The sequence below is a fragment of the Thermococcus sp. genome, assembly GCF_027011145.1.
Classification (GTDB): domain Archaea; phylum Methanobacteriota_B; class Thermococci; order Thermococcales; family Thermococcaceae; genus Thermococcus.
Genome location: NZ_JALVAO010000056.1, coordinates 1 through 17,390 on the forward strand (window position 1 = coordinate 1; position 17,390 = coordinate 17,390).

At 47.3% G+C, this 17,390-nt stretch carries 18 protein-coding genes, 1 tRNA gene and 1 pseudogene; 14 read left to right on the forward strand and 6 right to left on the reverse strand.

Going from position 1 to position 17,390, the window contains the following annotated elements; translation table 11 throughout:
* From MVG27_RS07000 to MVG27_RS07025, 6 genes and pseudogenes are all read left to right on the forward strand, one after another.
* A pseudogene (locus MVG27_RS07000) lies at window positions 1-333 on the forward strand (oxidoreductase); the annotation flags it as partial.
* 140 nt (window positions 334-473) lie between these two features.
* A complete protein-coding gene (arcC, locus tag MVG27_RS07005; RefSeq protein WP_297549486.1) occupies window positions 474-1,415 on the forward strand; it encodes a carbamate kinase in 942 nt (313 codons plus the stop codon).
* Window positions 1,416-1,461: 46 nt separating this feature from the next.
* Window positions 1,462-2,316: an ATP-dependent Clp protease proteolytic subunit gene (locus tag MVG27_RS07010; RefSeq protein WP_297549475.1), complete on the forward strand. Its 855-nt coding sequence runs from the start codon at window positions 1,462-1,464 to the stop codon at window positions 2,314-2,316.
* A 122-nt stretch (window positions 2,317-2,438) separates the two neighbouring features.
* On the forward strand, window positions 2,439-3,344 hold the full coding sequence (locus tag MVG27_RS07015) for a coiled-coil protein (protein ID WP_297549473.1): 906 nt from the start codon (window positions 2,439-2,441) through the stop codon (window positions 3,342-3,344).
* Between the two features lie 5 nt (window positions 3,345-3,349).
* On the forward strand, window positions 3,350-5,056 hold the full coding sequence (arcS, locus tag MVG27_RS07020; RefSeq protein ID WP_297549484.1) for an archaeosine synthase subunit alpha: 1,707 nt from the start codon (window positions 3,350-3,352) through the stop codon (window positions 5,054-5,056).
* Between the two features lie 29 nt (window positions 5,057-5,085).
* Window positions 5,086-5,379 (forward strand): DUF2103 domain-containing protein, encoded by a 294-nt coding sequence (locus MVG27_RS07025; RefSeq protein WP_297556426.1) that lies wholly within the window; start codon window positions 5,086-5,088, stop codon window positions 5,377-5,379.
* Here the strand turns inward: MVG27_RS07025 and MVG27_RS07030 are convergent.
* The gene (locus MVG27_RS07030) at window positions 5,376-6,005 is read right to left on the reverse strand and encodes a hypothetical protein (RefSeq protein ID WP_297556428.1); all 630 of its coding nucleotides are present in this window, start codon (window positions 6,003-6,005) and stop codon (window positions 5,376-5,378) included. The two genes, MVG27_RS07025 and MVG27_RS07030, sit on opposite strands and share 4 nt — an antisense overlap.
* A 55-nt stretch (window positions 6,006-6,060) precedes the next feature.
* Here MVG27_RS07030 and MVG27_RS07035 point away from each other — a divergent pair, with 55 nt between their 5' ends.
* From MVG27_RS07035 to MVG27_RS07045, 3 genes are all read left to right on the forward strand, one after another.
* The gene (locus MVG27_RS07035) at window positions 6,061-6,672 is read left to right on the forward strand and encodes a class I SAM-dependent methyltransferase (RefSeq protein ID WP_297547913.1); all 612 of its coding nucleotides are present in this window, start codon (window positions 6,061-6,063) and stop codon (window positions 6,670-6,672) included.
* A 38-nt stretch (window positions 6,673-6,710) separates the two neighbouring features.
* Window positions 6,711-6,788 (forward strand) — tRNA-Gly (locus MVG27_RS07040).
* Between the two features lie 119 nt (window positions 6,789-6,907).
* Window positions 6,908-7,396 carry a Tfx family DNA-binding protein gene (locus MVG27_RS07045; protein WP_297547922.1) on the forward strand — a complete coding sequence of 163 codons (489 nt, stop codon included), beginning with the start codon at window positions 6,908-6,910 and terminating at the stop codon, window positions 7,394-7,396.
* Here MVG27_RS07045 and MVG27_RS07050 read toward each other — a convergent pair.
* The 5 genes from MVG27_RS07050 to MVG27_RS07070 are packed head-to-tail and all read right to left on the reverse strand — an operon-like array spanning window position 7,310 to window position 11,942.
* Window positions 7,310-7,981 carry a CidB/LrgB family autolysis modulator gene (locus MVG27_RS07050; protein ID WP_297547910.1) on the reverse strand — a complete coding sequence of 224 codons (672 nt, stop codon included), beginning with the start codon at window positions 7,979-7,981 and terminating at the stop codon, window positions 7,310-7,312. The genes MVG27_RS07045 and MVG27_RS07050 overlap by 87 nt on opposite strands.
* The gene (locus tag MVG27_RS07055) at window positions 7,978-8,316 is read right to left on the reverse strand and encodes a CidA/LrgA family protein (RefSeq protein WP_297547920.1); all 339 of its coding nucleotides are present in this window, start codon (window positions 8,314-8,316) and stop codon (window positions 7,978-7,980) included. The genes MVG27_RS07050 and MVG27_RS07055 overlap by 4 nt, the downstream gene beginning before the upstream one ends.
* A 39-nt stretch (window positions 8,317-8,355) precedes the next feature.
* The gene (locus MVG27_RS07060) at window positions 8,356-9,816 is read right to left on the reverse strand and encodes an L-fucose/L-arabinose isomerase family protein (RefSeq protein ID WP_297547908.1); all 1,461 of its coding nucleotides are present in this window, start codon (window positions 9,814-9,816) and stop codon (window positions 8,356-8,358) included.
* 10 nt (window positions 9,817-9,826) lie between these two features.
* A complete protein-coding gene (locus MVG27_RS07065; protein ID WP_297547906.1) occupies window positions 9,827-10,933 on the reverse strand; it encodes an ABC transporter ATP-binding protein in 1,107 nt (368 codons plus the stop codon).
* A 10-nt stretch (window positions 10,934-10,943) separates the two neighbouring features.
* The gene (locus MVG27_RS07070; protein ID WP_297556431.1) at window positions 10,944-11,942 is read right to left on the reverse strand and encodes a TrmB family transcriptional regulator; all 999 of its coding nucleotides are present in this window, start codon (window positions 11,940-11,942) and stop codon (window positions 10,944-10,946) included.
* Between the two features lie 263 nt (window positions 11,943-12,205).
* Here MVG27_RS07070 and MVG27_RS07075 point away from each other — a divergent pair, with 263 nt between their 5' ends.
* Genes MVG27_RS07075 through MVG27_RS07095 form a run of 5 tightly spaced genes read left to right on the forward strand, consistent with a single transcriptional unit; the run spans window position 12,206 to window position 17,390 of the window.
* A complete protein-coding gene (locus MVG27_RS07075; protein ID WP_297549456.1) occupies window positions 12,206-13,537 on the forward strand; it encodes an extracellular solute-binding protein in 1,332 nt (443 codons plus the stop codon).
* 11 nt (window positions 13,538-13,548) lie between these two features.
* Complete coding sequence (locus tag MVG27_RS07080) at window positions 13,549-14,436, forward strand: sugar ABC transporter permease (protein WP_297549454.1); 888 nt, start codon at window positions 13,549-13,551, stop codon at window positions 14,434-14,436.
* The gene (locus MVG27_RS07085; protein ID WP_297549451.1) at window positions 14,429-15,253 is read left to right on the forward strand and encodes a carbohydrate ABC transporter permease; all 825 of its coding nucleotides are present in this window, start codon (window positions 14,429-14,431) and stop codon (window positions 15,251-15,253) included. The genes MVG27_RS07080 and MVG27_RS07085 overlap by 8 nt, the downstream gene beginning before the upstream one ends.
* Before the next feature lie 47 nt (window positions 15,254-15,300).
* Window positions 15,301-16,449, forward strand: coding sequence for a beta-galactosidase (locus tag MVG27_RS07090; RefSeq protein ID WP_297549449.1), 1,149 nt, complete (start codon window positions 15,301-15,303; stop codon window positions 16,447-16,449).
* Entirely contained in the window at window positions 16,446-17,390 is a 945-nt protein-coding gene (locus MVG27_RS07095) for a carbohydrate kinase (protein ID WP_297549446.1), read from the forward strand. Before MVG27_RS07090 ends, MVG27_RS07095 begins: the two co-directional genes overlap by 4 nt.

Sequence of the window (17,390 nt, forward strand, 5' to 3'; positions counted from 1 at the left end):
CCAGAAGGATACACCCTCCTCATGCTCCACCACGCCCTTCAGTCAAGGAACGTTAAGGCCGAACGGAAGAAGGGGATTGAGGATATCTACAAAATCTTCCCGAACCTTGACGAGGAGGGCGAAATACTCTTAATCCAGACGTATCTCGATGGGAACCCGGTAAACAGGGTTGCAAGCGGACAGACCGTTGAAGACTTTCCGGTTCAGGACGTCTACATCGTTGGCGACGCCTACAAGCCCCCCGGCGGAATAGAAGTTGAGGGAATAGCTCTCGGCGTCATGAGGACTCTTGAGCGACTCAACCTTGGAAGCTTTTCGGAGTGGTATTTGTGAAGGAAAGTTTTTGAGCATCTTTTCTTTACGTTTTCCAATTAAGTTTACCACCCACCGAACCTTTTTCAAATGAACATCGTTGGCACCTAACGAACGTTTTTATTCTCAGGTTCAGACTTATTCATCCCGGGGTGATGCTCATGAAGAGAGTCGTCATAGCCCTTGGCGGTAACGCAATCCTCCAGCGCGGTCAAAAGGGAACCTACGAGGAGCAGATGGAGAATGTGAGAAAGACTGCCGGGCAGATAGCCGATATAATCGAAAGGGGTTATGAGGTCGTCATAACCCATGGCAACGGTCCTCAGGTGGGAGCCTTACTCCTTCAGATGGATGCCGGCCAGCAGGTTTATGGCATTCCTGCCCAGCCGATGGACGTGGCTGGAGCGATGACCCAGGGACAGATTGGCTACATGATTCAGCAGGCGCTCCTCAACGAGCTCCGCGCGAGGGGAATAGATAAGCCTGTCGCCACGATAGTCACACAGACGATAGTTGACAAGAACGACCCGGCATTTCAGAACCCCAGCAAGCCAGTTGGGCCTTTCTACGACGAGGAAACGGCAAAAAAGCTCGCGAAGGAGAAGGGCTGGGTTGTTGTGGAAGATTCTGGTAGGGGCTGGAGACGCGTTGTTCCGAGCCCGGACCCCAAGGGCCACGTTGAGGCACCTGTGATAGTTAACCTTGTTGAGAAGGGTTTCATCGTCATAGCCAGCGGTGGCGGTGGAGTTCCTGTGATAGAGGAGGACGGTCAGCTTAAGGGTGTTGAGGCCGTCATAGACAAGGATTTGGCCGGTGAAAAGCTCGCCGAAGAGGTAAACGCGGACATCTTCATGATTCTGACCGATGTAAACGGTGCGGCGATTAACTATGGAAAGGAAAACGAGCGCTGGCTCGGAAAGGTTACGGTCGAGGAGCTCAGGAGATACTACAACGAGGGGCACTTCAAGAAGGGTAGCATGGGGCCCAAGGTTCTAGCAGTCATAAGATTCGTTGAATGGGGTGGCGAGCGGGGAATCATAGCTTCCCTCGACAGAGCTGTTGAAGCCCTTGAAGGGAAAACCGGAACGCAGGTCGTGAAATGACCAAAGTATATAAATACTCTTTCTCCCTTCTTTCTTAGGTGATGACATGGCTGACGCTTCGAGCGCGGTGAGCGGGTTCTTTGGCTCCCTGCTATGGTGGCTGTTCTTCCTCTACCTGCTCCTCTGGCCCCAGATGCAGTACAAGAGTCTTCAGATGGCCAGGGCTAGGATTCTCCAGCAACTCTCAAGGAAGAGGGGCTCAACAGTGATAACAATGATTCACAGACAGGAGAGCATAGGCCTCTTCGGGATTCCCTTCTATCGTTTCATAAGCATGGAGGACAGCGAGGAAATACTCAGGGCTATCAGAATGGCACCAAAAGACAAGCCCATTGACCTGATAATCCACACGCCCGGCGGTTTAGTCCTAGCGGCGACACAAATAGCCAAGGCCCTCAAGGACCACCCAGCTGAGACGAGGGTTATTGTTCCCCACTACGCGATGAGCGGTGGAACGCTTATAGCCCTGGCGGCGGACAAGATAATAATGGACCCCCACGCCGTCCTCGGCCCGGTTGACCCACAGCTGGGACAGTACCCGGGACCGAGCATAGTGAGGGCGGTGGAGAAAAAGGGCGTTGAAAAGGTGGACGACCAGACGCTAATCCTTGCTGATGTCGCCGAAAAGGCCATCAAGCAGGTGAGGGACTTCGTTTACAGTCTCCTCAAGGACCGCTACGGCGAGGAGAAGGCGAGGGAACTCGCTCAGATACTCACCGAGGGCAGGTGGACACACGACTACCCGATTACCTACGAGCACGCCAAGGAGCTCGGCCTTCACGTGAGCACAGACGTTCCTGAGGAAGTTTATGCCCTCATGGAGCTCTACAAACAGCCAATGAGACAAAGGGGAACAGTGGAGTTCATGCCCTATCCTCAGAAGGCTGAGAACTCGAAGTGATTTGTTTTCAATTTTACTTCCTTTTGATTTTGGCCAAAAAGTTTTTATTTGCTTTCTCCTTTTTCAGTCCAGATGTTTGGAGTAAACAGAGCTGTTCTAAAAATGGGAGAGGGGTTAGAGAGATGCCAACGGTTAAAGTAGACCCAGAGGAAATTAAGAGAATCAAGAGAGAATTGGAGGCCCTTGAGAAGGAGAGAAACGAGATTAGGGCCAAACTTGATGAGCTCGAAAAGGAGCTCCAAATCTGGATTCAAAAGAGGGATGAGAAGAACAAAGAAGTTCAGCAGCTCCGTCAGAAGGGCAGGGAGTACAAGGCCAAGCGCGATGAAATCAACCAGAAGATAAAGGAGCTCAAGAAGAACCGCGAGGAGATAAACGCGAAGCTCGACCTCCTCTACCAAGAGATACTCGAGTACAGGACCAAGAGGGACGAATACAACCAGCTCAGAAGGCTCAAGATGTCTCCGGAGAAGATACAGGAGAGGATTGAGAAGCTTGAATGGGAGCTCCAGACCAACCCGAACATAACCCCCGAGAGGGAGAAGCAGATAGTTGACCAGATACAGGTTCTCGCGACGGAGCTTGAGATAATCCAGCAGGCTGACAGGTTCCACAAGAAGCTCGTGGAGACGAGGAAGAAGGTCGACCAGCTCAAGAAGGCCAGGAAGGCGATAAGCCTTGAGATACAGAAGCTGGCAAACCAGAGCCAGCAGTACCACGAGCAGATGATTCAGGCCTTCAACAAGGCAGATGAAGTCAAGAAAGAGGCAGACGAGTACCACCAGAAGGTCGTCGAGCTCCGCGAGAAGGTCAGGGAGGTAAGGAGACAGCTTAGAGAAATCGAGAGGAAGATTAGGGAGTACGACGAGAAGCACAAGGAGCTTATTGCCTACCGTCTCGTTGCCAAGATGCGCGCCAAGAAGGACGCGAGCTTCGAGAGAGCAGTTGAGGCCCTTGAAAAGTTCAAGCGCGGTGAGAAGCTCACCCTCGACGAGCTACTACTCCTCCAGCGCTACAACCTCGTGTGATGCCCATGGAAGTGCTCAAACACGAAGGTCCCGGAAGGCTTGGGTTAGTTCGCCTGGGGGATTACTCCTTCAGAACCCCCGCTTTAGCAGGGGTAGACTTCACGCTTTCGCCCTTCAACTCCTTCTTCCACCCTGAGAAACCGGGTGACTACGACTTTAACCTTGCTCCTGCTATACCGCTCGGCTTTTACACGCCAAGTGAAGTCATTGAGAAGGCCATCGGAAGGCTCTGGAGTGTAAACTATGACGGCTTCAACGCCTTCTACCTGCCAGCTTTGAGGAGAACCGAGTATCTGGAGGAGTTCTTTAAGATAATCGAGCGGTACAGCTTTGACGCCGTCTACCTCGGTAACTCGAAGATTCTCGTCAAGGAGTACCGCTATTTCGTTAAAATCCTCCGCGAGCTTCGCGAGAGGTTCCCCAACATCATGATAATAGCCGATTTGGAGCCCTTCTTCTATCCGCTCGCCGTTTACCTCGGCATTGATGCCTTTGAAACGCGCTCGCTGAAGCTCTACGACTTTGAGGGGAAGGGCTTCACCCAGTACAGCCCCTTCCTCTGGGGTAAAGAGCCGAACTCACTGAACTTCGCAAGGGAGACGATTTTGCTCGTTAGAAAGGCCCTGGAGGAAGGAAAGCTCCGTTACCTTGTTGAGAACCTCTTCTACACTCAATACCATGCCGGAATCCTTCGCATAGCGGATTTGGAGCACTTTGATTACCTGGAAAAATACACGCCCATACAAAAGGACACGGTCTACTTTATAAGCGACGCCTCTATAAGAAGGCCAGAGGTTAAGAGGTGGCACGAGCGTGTTATCGAGCGCTTTACTCCACCGAAGAACACCGAGTTAGTGCTTCTCTTCCCCTGTTCGGCCAAAAAGCCCTATTCCTTCTCCCGCTCCCACACCCTCTACAGGAAGGCGGTTAAAGAGGCTTTAGGCTCCGGCGTTTCCAAAGTCCACGAGCTTATACTAACTTCCCCCTTCGGCGTCGTTCCGCGCGAGTGGGAGTGGTTAGCTAAGTACGATATAGTGGTTACTGGCCACTGGAGCGAGGAGGAGATAAAGCCCGCGGCGGAGCTTCTGGCAAAAACCCTTGAGAAGTATCCGAAGGACGTTCCGATAATAGCGCACCTCGATGAAGCCTATGTTGAGATAGCGAAGCTTGCAAGTGAACTGAGCGGAAGGGAGATAACCTTCACGGAAGTGAAGAACGGAACTACAAGCAAGGAGAGCCTAAAATCGCTCACCGAGACGCTTAAGGAGTTCGAGCTTGAGGGGACCAAGGAGGACAGGACCTACCGCTACTTTGAGAACATAAGAAAGGTCTTCGACTTCTACTTTGGCGCGGGAGCAGGAGAGGCCGTCCTTCCCGACAACGGCCACGTCAAGGGTTCTAAAATGCTCCGCCTCTTTGTGGACAACCAGCAGACAGGAACCTTCAGGGAGGGGGTTATAAGCGTCACCCCCTTCGGCATGCAGAGGATTTACGACTCGCTCAAAGCCTACTGGGTGAGGATTGATTTCGACCTTCGCGGTGACGTCTTTGCCGTCGGTGTCAACGAGGCCGACGAGAAAATAAGGCCTGACGACATAGTCGGCGTCGTGAGGGACGAGAAGGTCGTCGGTGTTGGAAAGGCCGTCTTGAGTGGAGAAGAGATGGTTAAAGCCAAGAAGGGCGTTGCCGTCAAGGTGAGGAAGAGGGCTTAACTTTTAAACTCTCCCTCCGACTTTTCTTCATGCCGAAGCATTTCAAGAAAGGCGTCAAGCGGGAGCACCACTTCCTCAAGGGACTCGAGAAACCGCTCGAGGAGATAGCCCAGATTCCGGGTGTTAAGAAGGTAATCCCGGGAAGGATATACGCGAGCGATTCGAGGGGCTTCGAGATTAAGGTAACGCGGGAAACCCAAACGGGTTTAAAGCTCGTCGCCAAGAGTGACGGCTCCGTTCAGGAGGTTTTTCTCGTCGTGGATAAAAAGGACAGGGCTTGGGTTAAAGGGAGAATAGAGATGCTTTTCCGAAAGGGTGACTAGAGCTCCCTCTTGCCCTCGAAGAACTCGACTAACTCCTCGTCACTGATTTCCTCCTCGGTGTAGCCGAGCTCCCGCTTCTGGAGGTCTATCAGTCCCGGCGTTAGCAAAAGCTTTCCGTCAAGCTTCGGCACGGCGTAGTGGAGCGTTATCTCGCTGAACTCGTCCAGCTTAATCGTCGGGTTCTCCTCGTAGTCAATCTCCTCCAGCCTCCTTCCGTCCGCTATTAGCTTCGCCACTATGCTTGCACCATCTATCGAGAACTGGGGCTTTCCGATGTGCCTTACCTTGACCCCTTCCATCTTCGAGGTTATGAACTCCTTGGTTCTGCCCCTTGGGATAGCGTCGCCGAGGATTCCGCCGACGACTATTATCGTGTCCTCCTCGATGTCCTCGGGCCTGAGCTCCTCCTCCGCCTGGAGGTCGAGGACTATTATCTTCGAGCGGTCGAAGGGAAAGCGCGTGACGCTTTCACCTATGACGCTCCCAAGCTTCGCGAGCCTCTCCCTTTCCTCCGGCAGAACGTTCGTGAAAATAAGCCTATCCCCCCACCACTCGCTCACGTGCTTGTACTCCAGCCAGAGCCAGTCGCTTATCTCCTCGAGGTGCTCGATTACCAGGTACGGCATGCTCCCACCGTCGGGCGTTGGGTGAGGTTTTTAAAAGCCCTGCGGTAGTTCCTCCATGTCGTTCCGCGAGAAGTACGCGAGGCTCGCCAGATACTACGATGTCTTAGAAAGGCCCCTCGACAGGTTCTTCTGCCCGCTCAGGAGGAAGGCCATCTCCTTCATCGAGGGGAAGAGAATCCTTGAGGTTGGCGTCGGCGTTGGCAAGACGCTGAAATACTACCCGGGGGACGTTGAGCTCTGCGGGATTGATGCTGTTCCAGAGGCCCTTGTGATAGCTGAAAAGAAGGCCAAAGCGCTGGGTCTGAACGCATGTTTCATGGAGGCCGACGTTGAGGAGCTTCCCTTTCCAGATAAAAGCTTTGACACCGTTGTTTCTTCCTTCGTCTTCTGCACGGTTCCCAATCCCGAGAGGGGAATGATGGAAATCCTCCGCGTCCTGAAACCCGGCGGAAGGGCGATTTTCCTCGAGCACACGAGGAGTGACTCAAGGCTTATCAACTACCTCTTCCTCTGGCCGATGAAACTGATACTCAAGCCCCTCCTGGGGGACGACCCCCTCCGCGAGACCCACAGACTTGTTGCCAGATACTTTGAAATTGAGAGGGAAGAAAGCCATTACAGGGGAATCGTGCGTTTGATTGTCGCAAGGAAGTCCTTCGGAGAGTAAAACTTTTAAAGTGCTCTCCCCCTAAGATTAACGGGTGTGCGGTGGTAGTCTAGCCTGGTCTAGGACACCGGCCTCCCAAGCCGGTGACCCGGGTTCAAATCCCGGCCACCGCACCAGTTCTTGCCTGCAAAAAACTCGTTGTTCTTCTAATCTCTGCAAACTTCAAAGTTAAGTTGTTTGTTTGAGACCTAAAAACTTTTAACCTTCTTTGCTATGTTAAGCTATGGTGTTTACAATGAAGAGTTTTCTCACAGAACAACAAATTAAGATTCTCAGTCTCCGCGCGAAGGGTCTCAAACAGAGTGAGATCGCTGAACTTCTTGGCACGAGCAGGGCTAACATAAGCATACTAGAAAGAAGGGCTCTCGAGAAGATAGAAAAAGCCAAGAATACTCTCTTGATCTGGGAGCAGATCAATTCGAAAGTAAGCATAAGCGTCAAGAGGGGGGACGACATATTTGAAATACCTAAACGACTCTTTGAAAAAGCTGATAGACTCGGTGTTAAGGTTCCTTATAGTACTGCGGAGATAATAGCTTTTCTCGTTGAACATGCACCTGTGGAGGACAGACTTGTGAAGAGGAACTTTACTCTATTTCTCGATACCAATGACCGCCTTAGGGTAAGTGAGTGTATCTTAGATGATTTTGAGGAAATAAGGAAGAACAAGAGCAGTGTAGATGCCGTTAAGAGCCATAGCAAGCCCACTTACCGCTCCAGCTAGCTCGTCCTCTGCTATTATCCTCGCTGTTCCAAGACCGTGGGAGCTTACACCTGTTGCTAAGCCCCTTGCAATTCGGTCCTTTATTCCAAAAAAGCTCAAAAGTTCTGGCGCAAAAGCGTTGCCAAGCAGACCCGTTGTTATTACGAGAACTGCAGTCAAAGAGGGTATCCCACCAACCTTGGCGCTTATCCCTATTGCTATGGCAGTAGTAACGCTTTTTGGAGCTATGCTTTTTAAGACAACGTCACTAGCGCCGAGAAGTTTTGCTATCCAATATGCGCTCAATATGGCTACGGTTCCTCCGAAGATTATTCCCAAGGTTATTTCCTTTGAGTATTGGAATATAAGCTCTCTGTTTTTGTACACTGGGACGGCTAAGCTCACCACAGCAGGTCCTAGTAAAAGTTTCAGGAAGACTGCACTTTCCATATATGAGTCGTATGAAAAGTCAAAAATCTTGAGGACTAATGCTATTACAACTATCGACAGCAGGACGGGGTTGGTGTAGAACACTTTCCTTCTTTCGTGAACTTCTGAGAATATGTAGAAGGTTATTATGGTTAGAGCTATCCCATATGGATTCATTTCCTAGCGACCTCCACAATCTTTGCTGTGATGAGAAGTGTGACTGTGAAGCTAACAACAAGTGCTATGGATATTGGCAAGAGTTGGGATTCTATGAGGGTTAGATAAGTTACTATCCCAACTCCGGGGGGAACGAAGAAAATACTCATGTTCTTTACAAAGAGCTCGGCTTCGCTCTCAACCCACTCAATCTGTATTCCACCATTGAACAGAGCAAGGAGCAAAAGTAACATTCCAACAACACTTCCGGGAATGGGTAGTCTAAGGGTCGAGCTAATGAATTCTCCTAGGGCATAGAACCCAAATATTATTGCCATTCCTCTGTATGGTTTCAAGGACGTCATAGAAAGAACTAGGTGTTTGAAATATAAAAATCATAGTTCCTCGAGGAACGTCTTAACATCTATCCTGTCATTAAGGTTTACTGCTTTAATTCCCCATAGTCTTGCTATAAACTTAATCTCTTCCCTGTAGTCCCCCGGCACTGCCGAGAGATGGTTTGCTCCCATGACTGTTATGAACAATTCTTTGTTGAGAGGATTCTTGATAGCGGTATGAGGCCACTGTTTTCCCCAGAGAAGCTTGTTTTCTATATCCTCTCCAATTTCAACACCTTCTCCGAGAAAGTAGAGTAAGTAGTACCTACCGCCTCTCCGGATAAGTCTTGCGATGGTGAAAGTTGCAGGGGGTGTGCGATAGCCTAAAGCCGCTCCGCTCTTACCCTGACATTGCCCCCTTAGAGTTGTTGCACGTAGGTTTTCCTCGGGGTCTTCACTAAGCTTTGCGTAGTAGAGGGAAGATGCGCCACAGTTTGCTATAATTACGATATTGTCATCTACGTATTTAATATCTCCAAAGAGTGGTGGCTTTCCACTGAGGAGGTAGAGTACTGACGAACTTATCGTGCCTTTGATATCCCCCTCACATGTCGCTGGGATTACTGGTTTTTCACCTTCACCATCTAATGGGAACGGAAGGAAAGCTGGGATAAAACAGGCTGTTGTCCCGTAAACTTCGCTCAGTTCTGGTTGACACTTTATTGAAACACCGACAATGTTCTCGTTGATCAGCCTCTTTGTAGCGAGATAGAGTCTTATCTGTCTCTTTAAGCTCTCTGGAGTTAACATTTTCCCATCGAATTCGACATTCGTTTTTGAAATCAGCCATGAATAAAAACTTTCCACGATATCGTCCTCAATGTTTTCAGCGTTCTTAATGATAAGGTATTGATCCAGCATAAGGAAGTCTCCGATCAGTCTTTTTATCCTTGGAATATCGTCCATGAGATGTTCCATTCCAAGGGTGTATGGTGATCCGAACAGAACAATCTTGGATCTTGACAGCTTTTTAACAGCTTCAACAGCCCTGGCCCAAGATTTCACTTTCTCTGTGTCCCCCTTTAATCTAGAATGTCTCAGAGCGTATTCGTTTACGGCACTTTCCCACAGCGACGCCCCCACAGATGTTATGCATGTACTCCCAGCCCAAGCGGGATCATCGTCTGCATACAGGAGAATTGGCATATTGGCTTCCCTTACAAAGGCCGTTATGAGGTTGCTCTCCGTCCAGTGCCAGAGGCCAAATATTACCCCGGAGGCGCCTTTAGATGATGCTATGCTTGCAGCCTTTATGCTTTCTTCCATCGAGTCTATTCCGAAGTTCCCTCCTTTTTCGAGTATCTCGTACTTTCCTAGTTCTTTGTTTATATCCAAAACTTCAAAACCTGAGTCCTGTAGAGTGCGGATCAACTGCAAGTGCTTGTTTTTTAGTGCTTTTTCTCTCTCGATGGCAAGCGATGTTGGTCTGGGGTCTGTATAAGTTGCAACCGCGAGCATTCATGCCACCTCAAAATATTGCATCTCCACTTTCCCTAAATAAGTGTGCCTTCCTGATGTTGAGAACCAGCTTTATTTTAGAGCCCTCCCTTGCTTTCGATTCTGGTGGAAGTGAAGCTGTGAGGGAATGCTCACCTATTGAAACGTGAACTATCTTTTCGTTTCCTAGGTTTTCAAGTATTTCGACACGGCCAACTACTGTGTTTTCCTCGTCTTGAATTGGCGACAATTCAGCGTCATAAATATCTTCGGGGCGGATACCCAAGGTCAGTGTTTTTCCCACGTAATCCTTTGAAATTTCAAACTGATCAGGAGTTAATCGGAGTAAAAACTCTCCAAAGTCCATTCTACCGTCTTCAAGAAGGGTTCCCTTAAGGAAATTCATTGGAGGTGTTCCTATAAAACCTGCAACAAACGTGTTTGAAGGCTTGTTGTAGACTTCTTCCGGCGTTCCGACTTGTTGAAGGACACCAATGTTTATAACTGCAATTCTGTCTCCCATTGTCATGGCCTCAACTTGGTCATGTGTAACATAGATTGTAGTTACTCCCAGTTGTTTTTGAAGTTTCTTCAATTCAGCGCGCATTTTTACTCTAAGTTTTGCATCTAAGTTGCTTAGAGGTTCATCCATTAGAAAGACTTGGGGTTTCCTTATTATTGCCCTCCCAAGCGCAACTCTTTGTCTCTGTCCCCCGCTTAACTCCCTCGGTTTTCTCTTAAGGAGTTCGGTTAGTCCAAGGAGTTCCGCAACCTCTCTGACCCTCCTGTCTATTTCATTCTTTGGAACCTTCCTAAGTTTGAGGGGGAAGGCTATGTTGTCATAAACTGTCATGTGAGGATAAAGGGCATAGCTCTGAAAGACCATGGCGATGTCCCTATCTTTGGGTGGAACGAATACATCTTTTTCTGGATCGGCTACAAGTCGATCTCCTATGTATATTTGGCCTCGGGTTGGTTCCTCTAGACCTGCAATCATTCTCAGGGTTGTTGTTTTTCCGCACCCACTTGGTCCTAGGAGAATCATAAATTCCCCATCTTTGACCTCCAATGTCATGTTTTTAACAGCTACAACATTATCAAACTCTTTCCAAACGTTTATAAGGCGAACACCGGCCATGATAAACACCTCAGTCCAATATAAGCCGAATTTTTGTTGTTTCGTAATCCTCAAGAACTGCAAACATGCCCCCAACTTTCACTATTTTGCCGTTGGTTTTTAAATCAAAATTATCAACGCCCTCCTCAAGTAATACGGTGTAGCCAACTACTTCCCCTGCAAGGGTCTCTATTTCGTTTGTTGCAAGGTTTCTTCCAATTACCTCAGCGTATATTCTCTTTTTGGGAAGGTATCTCTTTATGATATCAACAGCATGAAACGTTGTAAAAAACCTAATGTCGTTCTTTCTTTTTATGTCCTCTAAAATGAGTTCCGATTCCTTAAACGCTTCCCTTACAAAGGCGTATTGAGCAAAGATTATTTCGGGATACGTTGCTTTAAAACTAGGGGGATTCCGAGGTCTTAAACCGATATTCTGGATATCTATAACTTCTTTTCCATCGAACATCCCTATAAAATGGTTGAGTTTGTGGAAACGCCGTATGAATAGGTTACCTTTTTTTCGCAATCCATTTAGAGATGTATCTCCTCCGGTATAGAGGGATAACGTAACTCCTCTTAACAGAGCTTTTTCTAAGTCTCTTTGTATCTTTTCTAAAAACTTCTCAGGGGCTACAAGAATTATCTCGTACTTGCTGTTTTCTATGGACTCTTTAACCATCTCAATGGCTTCTTCTATATCTGTCGTACGCCATATAGCCGGTCTTTCTTGATCTTTTCTTTTTGACTTTGAGAGTTCTTCTTCGAATAATTTCTGGAGATCATCTATTTCATTTTTTAAGCGCATAAATGATATAGCTGGAGAAAACGCTGCATAAACCCTTGGTGTTCCCTCAACTTCTGTAACAAAACCTCTCGCTTTGAGTGTAGTTACCGTATCGTAAACTCTATTGTATGGAATTCCACTTTCCTCTGAAATTTCCCTGGCTGTACTTGGTCCATTTACAAGAAGGGTCCAATAAGTTAAAACTTCATATTTAGTAAAGCCGAGCCTTGCCATTGCCCTCATGATTTTGTCGCTTGGTCCCACTTGTAAACACCCTCCTCATTTTGGAATGTCTCCCTACATTAGGTTTACTTTCTTGTTTGCTTTTGTATATACTTTTAGTAAACAATATGGGAAAATAATATATAAACATTTCTTTTTTGGTCTCCTCTTATTGATACGCTAATGTTCTATTATGTCTTTTAAACATCGACTTTTGCCGGAATCCAAAAACTATATATATACCAAAAGTAAATACAGCATGAAAATTATTTGGGGGCTTCCTCATGGGTAGGAAAACCTTGAGTATTGCAATGGCTTTTGTTGTTTTACTTGCCGTTGTTGCGGCTGGGTGTATCACAGGTTCAACAACATCTAGTTCTTCAGCGAGTTCCACAGGTTCTCCGACAACAACAGTTTCCCCCACAACTTCCCAGCAAAAACAGGTTACCGTTGTTATATACGGCCAGTGGGGTGGCGTTGAGGGCCAGAACTTCGAGAGTGCCCTAAAGGTATATGAGCAGGAGCATCCTAACGTCAAGATAAAGTACGTTGTTCAGTCCAAGCTTAGGGACGCTGTTCTTACTGAACTTGCTACTGGCTCACCGTCCTTTGACATTGCGATTCTCCCGTGGCCCGCCCTTATAAAGGAATTAGGTCAAAAGGGTCAGCTTGAGCCTCTAAACAGTATCGTTAGTTACTACAACGGAGAAATTCAAAAAGATCTTCTTAACATGGTTAAGGTCGGGGACACTTACTATGCAATTCCCATAAAAGCTTGGGCAAAACCAGGAATATGGTATAACGTTCACGATTTTGAGAAGTATAATTTGACACCACCAAAGACCCTCGATCAACTTAAGCAGGACTGTAAGGTGTTTGAAGAACACGGAATACAGCCTATGGCTAGTGGCGCAGCCGATAAGTGGCCACTCTCAGACATCTTTGAAGCGGTTCTCATCAGAATAGGAGGTCCACAACTCCACAACGATTTAATGCTCCACAAGGTTAAATGGACTGATCCTCGTGTTCTTGAGGCCTTTAAGATACTTCGCGACCTTATAAAGGAAGGCTGCTACGGTAACCCCCAGACGGCCATAGGTGAAAAATGGGAAGCCCAAGTTCCAAGGCTCGCCAACGGCCAGGTGGCCATGTACTTTATGGGCAACTGGATTGTTCTCATGCTTGAGAAAGAAGGAGCCAAACCGGGAACCGACTTTGGACTGATACCGTTCCCAGTCATAAATCAGAGCGCCAAGTTCGCCATTGTTGCAGGTGGAGACTGGGTGGTTATTCCAAAGAACGCCCCACACAAAGAAGCTGCCATGGAGCTCGCTAAGTGGCTCGCCGGACCGCAGTATCAAGAGATCATGGTCAAAAAGAAAGGCTACCTCGCCCCTAACCTCAAGGTTCCTCTTAGTGCCTACGATCCGATGGACGCTAAGGTAGTTGAATGGATGAAGGAGTATGGTATTGTACCTGATCTCGATGACAACGCACCACCGGGGTTCCAGCCCATAATCTGGAACAAGCTCTTTGAGTTCTGGGCTAATCCTGACAATTACAAGCAGATAGCCGAACAGCTTGAGCAGTATGCTGAGCAGTACTACAAATCATGAGGTGAAAAGGAATGGGCGGAAGGAGATGGTTGACTAAAGATTTCTTTATCCTGATGACGCCCGCTTTTGTACTTCTTTTAGTTTTTATCATATATCCTCTGTTTAACACATTTTATCTCAGCTTTACACATTGGGATGGAATGACGTCTCCAAAATTCGTTGGGCTCGCAAACTACCGAGAGATGATTCATGATCAGCTATTTTGGACGTCTGTTAAAAACAACTTCTTTATCTTCATAGTGTTTCTCCCCCTTGTTACTATCATAGGGTTGGGTTTTGCAGTTCTTCTTCATAATAAAGCTGTAGTTGGGAGAAACGTTCTTAGAGGTCTTGTAATGCTTGGCATGGTTATGCCTATGACCGTTGTTGGTATTGTCTGGATGCTACTTCTTGATCCTCATGCTGGAATCGTGAATAAGATTCTTGAAATGGTTGGTGTTGCTCCTAGGGCATGGATACAAGATCCTTCAACTGCTATTTACTTTGTCATAATAGGTTCTCTCTGGGCGTGGCAAGGCTTCACAACAACGGTTTTTCTTGCAGGACTTGAGGGATTGGACGTTGAAGTTCTCGAAGCCGCGTGGATTGATGGGGCTAACGCTTGGCAGAGATTTAGATATGTTATTCTGCCTCTATTGAAGCCCGCTCTAATAGTTGTTGTCACGATGAGTGCAATCTATATTCTTAAGGTATTTGATCTTATCTACGTGCTCTCGGGCGGAGAGTCCGTTCCAATGTATTTGTTTGTGCTGGCGTACATAGTTTACTACGAGATCTTCTACAACTTCCGGTGGGGTTATGCTGCTGCCATAGCGACACTGCTCACAGTCTCGGTCTTTGTGTTCTCACTGGGAATGTTGAAAAGAATGATAAGTGAGAGGGGTGTTGAGAGTGGTTAAGGTTAGCACAAGGTACAAGGTCTCTATAAACCTAGTAGCTTGGTTGATCGGAGTAATCCTTTTTATACCTCTCCTTGCGTTGATTATGGCATCGGTCAGACCATTCGCGGAGATTGTCAATGGATGGTGGAATCTTCACAATGCCCATTTCACGCTCGTGAATTACAAACAGGTTTGGGATGCTGGTTTCTGGAGGTATATTCTTAATTCTCTTCTTATTGCAACCTTTGCAACGATCTTACCAATTCTTATAGCGGGCATGGCTGCATATGGTTTTACGTCCTTCAGTTTTCCAGTTAAGACTTTACTCTTTCTAACGCTTGTTGCTATTCAGGTCGTTCCTCAGCAGGCAGTTATAGTCCCCCTTCTTAAGCTCTTCAGGGATCTCCATATGTACAACCAATACTATGGGATAATCCTCGTTCATTCAACTTTCGCACTTCCATGGACGATCTTTTTCCTCCGTAATTTCTTCAAAGCGATTCCTAAGGACTATGAGGAAGCTGCAAGAATAGATGGTCTTGGCGACGTTGGAATATATTTTAGAATCATACTTCCTATCGCACTTCCTGCAGTGATAAGCGTGGCAGTTGTTCAGTTTATCTTTGTCTGGCAAGACCTGTTCTTTGCACTAACTCTGCTTCGTCCAGACAAGTGGCCGGTCTCAGCTGGAGTCACGACTTTTATAAGTCGCTATAATCCCAACTGGGGTCAGTTAACAGCTGCAGGGACTCTCTCAATAATAGTCCCAATACTTGTGTACGTGTTGCTTCAGAAATATTACATGAAAGGTGTTACTGGGGGAATCAAAGGATGAGTGAGGATTTTTTATTAGGCGTGAACTACTGGCCGAGGACGAAGGCTATGTACTGGTGGAAGGCCTTTGACAAAAATGAAGTTTATGAGGATTTCACTAGTATAAGGGATATTGGACTCAAGCTTGTTAGGATTTTTCTTCTCTGGGAAGATTTTCAGCCAAAACCGGAAATTGTTTCTGATTCTGCTCTCTCAAATCTCGGTACCGTTCTTGACATAGCAGACGAGCTTGGACTTAAAGTGATCCCCACGTTCTTTGTGGGACATATGAGTGGAGTTAACTGGCTTCCTCCGTGGTTGCTTTCGGACAAGCCCCATGAAAGGTTCCTGACGTATTCCAATGGAAGGCTTGTTGATCTAGGGGCAACCAACATATATGAAGATCCAGCCGTACTAGAAGCTGAAAAACTTCTAGTTGAGACTGTTGGGCGAGAGTTCTCCTCCCACAAAGCCATTCATAGCTGGGATATTTCAAATGAGATTGATAACGTTTTAATCCCAAGAACACCCGAAGTTGCCCTGAAGTGGCTTTCATTCATCTATGAAACTCTTAAAGAGGTTTCCTCCAAGCCGATAACGTTTGGAGTACACCAAGAAGACATTGAGGGGGATAAACATTTTCGCATTCCGGATATAGCGCCATGGAACGACTATCTCTGTATGCACGCTTACTCGGTCTACTCTGGATTTACCAATCCCCTAGATCCATATTTTGTTCCTTTTGCATGTGTGCTCACTAGGGAACTTGGAAATAAAGAAGTGCTTATGGAAGAGTTTGGGATGCCAACAACACAGGAGAAAACAAAAAGAATTCGCTCAGCAACGGGAAAAGAAATAAGATTTCACTATCTAATAAACGAGAGAGAGGCCTCCACATGGCTCGAAAAGACAGTAAGACTTTTGCAAATCTTTGGATGCATGGGGGCAGTTTATTGGAACTTTTCTGACTACCATCCAAGTCTGTGGCAGAAGCCTCCTTTTGATCGAGCAATTCACGAGAGGTTCTTTGGTCTTTTCAGAAGTGACGGAACACCAAAATCTCTAGTGTTCGTTCTTAAAAGGCTAAGCGAGGATCCAGACCCTCCCCAAAGAATTGAACCCAATCTTAATGTCCCAGAGAACTATTATTCAAATCCAAAGGAAAACTTAAAGCTACTTTACGCCCAGTTCAGGGAGGCAGTAGGTGATGACATATGATAGTGAGCGTAGGTGAAGTCTTAATCGATATGATAGCGCTTGAAGACAAGCCGCTGGCCATGGTTGAGAGATTTGAGAGACATCCAGGAGGGGCCCCCGCAAACGTTGCGGTGGGCCTCTCTAGACTTAACGTTGAGAGCGTTCTCATAAGTAAGGTCGGAAGAGACCCATTCGGTGAGTTTCTCGCTAGATCATTGGAAAAAGAAGGTGTAAAGGCCGTCCTTTCTGTAGATGAACAAAGACATACTGGGGTCGTTTTTGTTCAGCTTATCGGGGCAAAACCCGAGTTTATTCTCTATGACGGTGTTGCTTACTTCAACCTCAGGGAAGATGAGATCCCCCTTGAGATCCTCATGAATTCAGGGGCAGTTCACTTTGGAACAGTCATGTTTGCCCGGGAACCCTCTAGGAGTGCTGTCTTCAAAGTCATTGAGAATCTCAAAGGGAAGACTACCCTCAGCTATGACGTTAACATAAGGCTAGATCTCTGGAAGGGTCGTGAGGAGGAGATGCTTAAGGACATAAAGAGGGCCTTGGGGCTAGCGGACATAGTTAAACTCGGTTGGGAAGAATACAGATACCTTGCGGAGAAAGGAATAAACGTCGAGGATTTCAGCGCGAAGCTTATAGCCATAACACTAGGCTCAAAGGGTTCCATGCTGATTTCTATGGAAGAGAGAGTGGAAGTTCCTCCTTTAAAGGTTGAGGCCGTGGACACCACGGGGGCGGGCGATGCATTTATGGCAGGTCTTCTGGCAGCACTTTATTATTCTGGATCCCTGAAAGCTGGAAAATTCGAGAAGGATCTTCTCTGGAAGATTGGAAAATTTGCTAACCTCGTGGCTGGACTGTCTGTCACTAGAAGGGGTGCATGGAGCGTTCCAAGACTTGATGATATAAAAACGACTCCTGAATTCAAGGCCCTTAGGGGGAGGATCTGA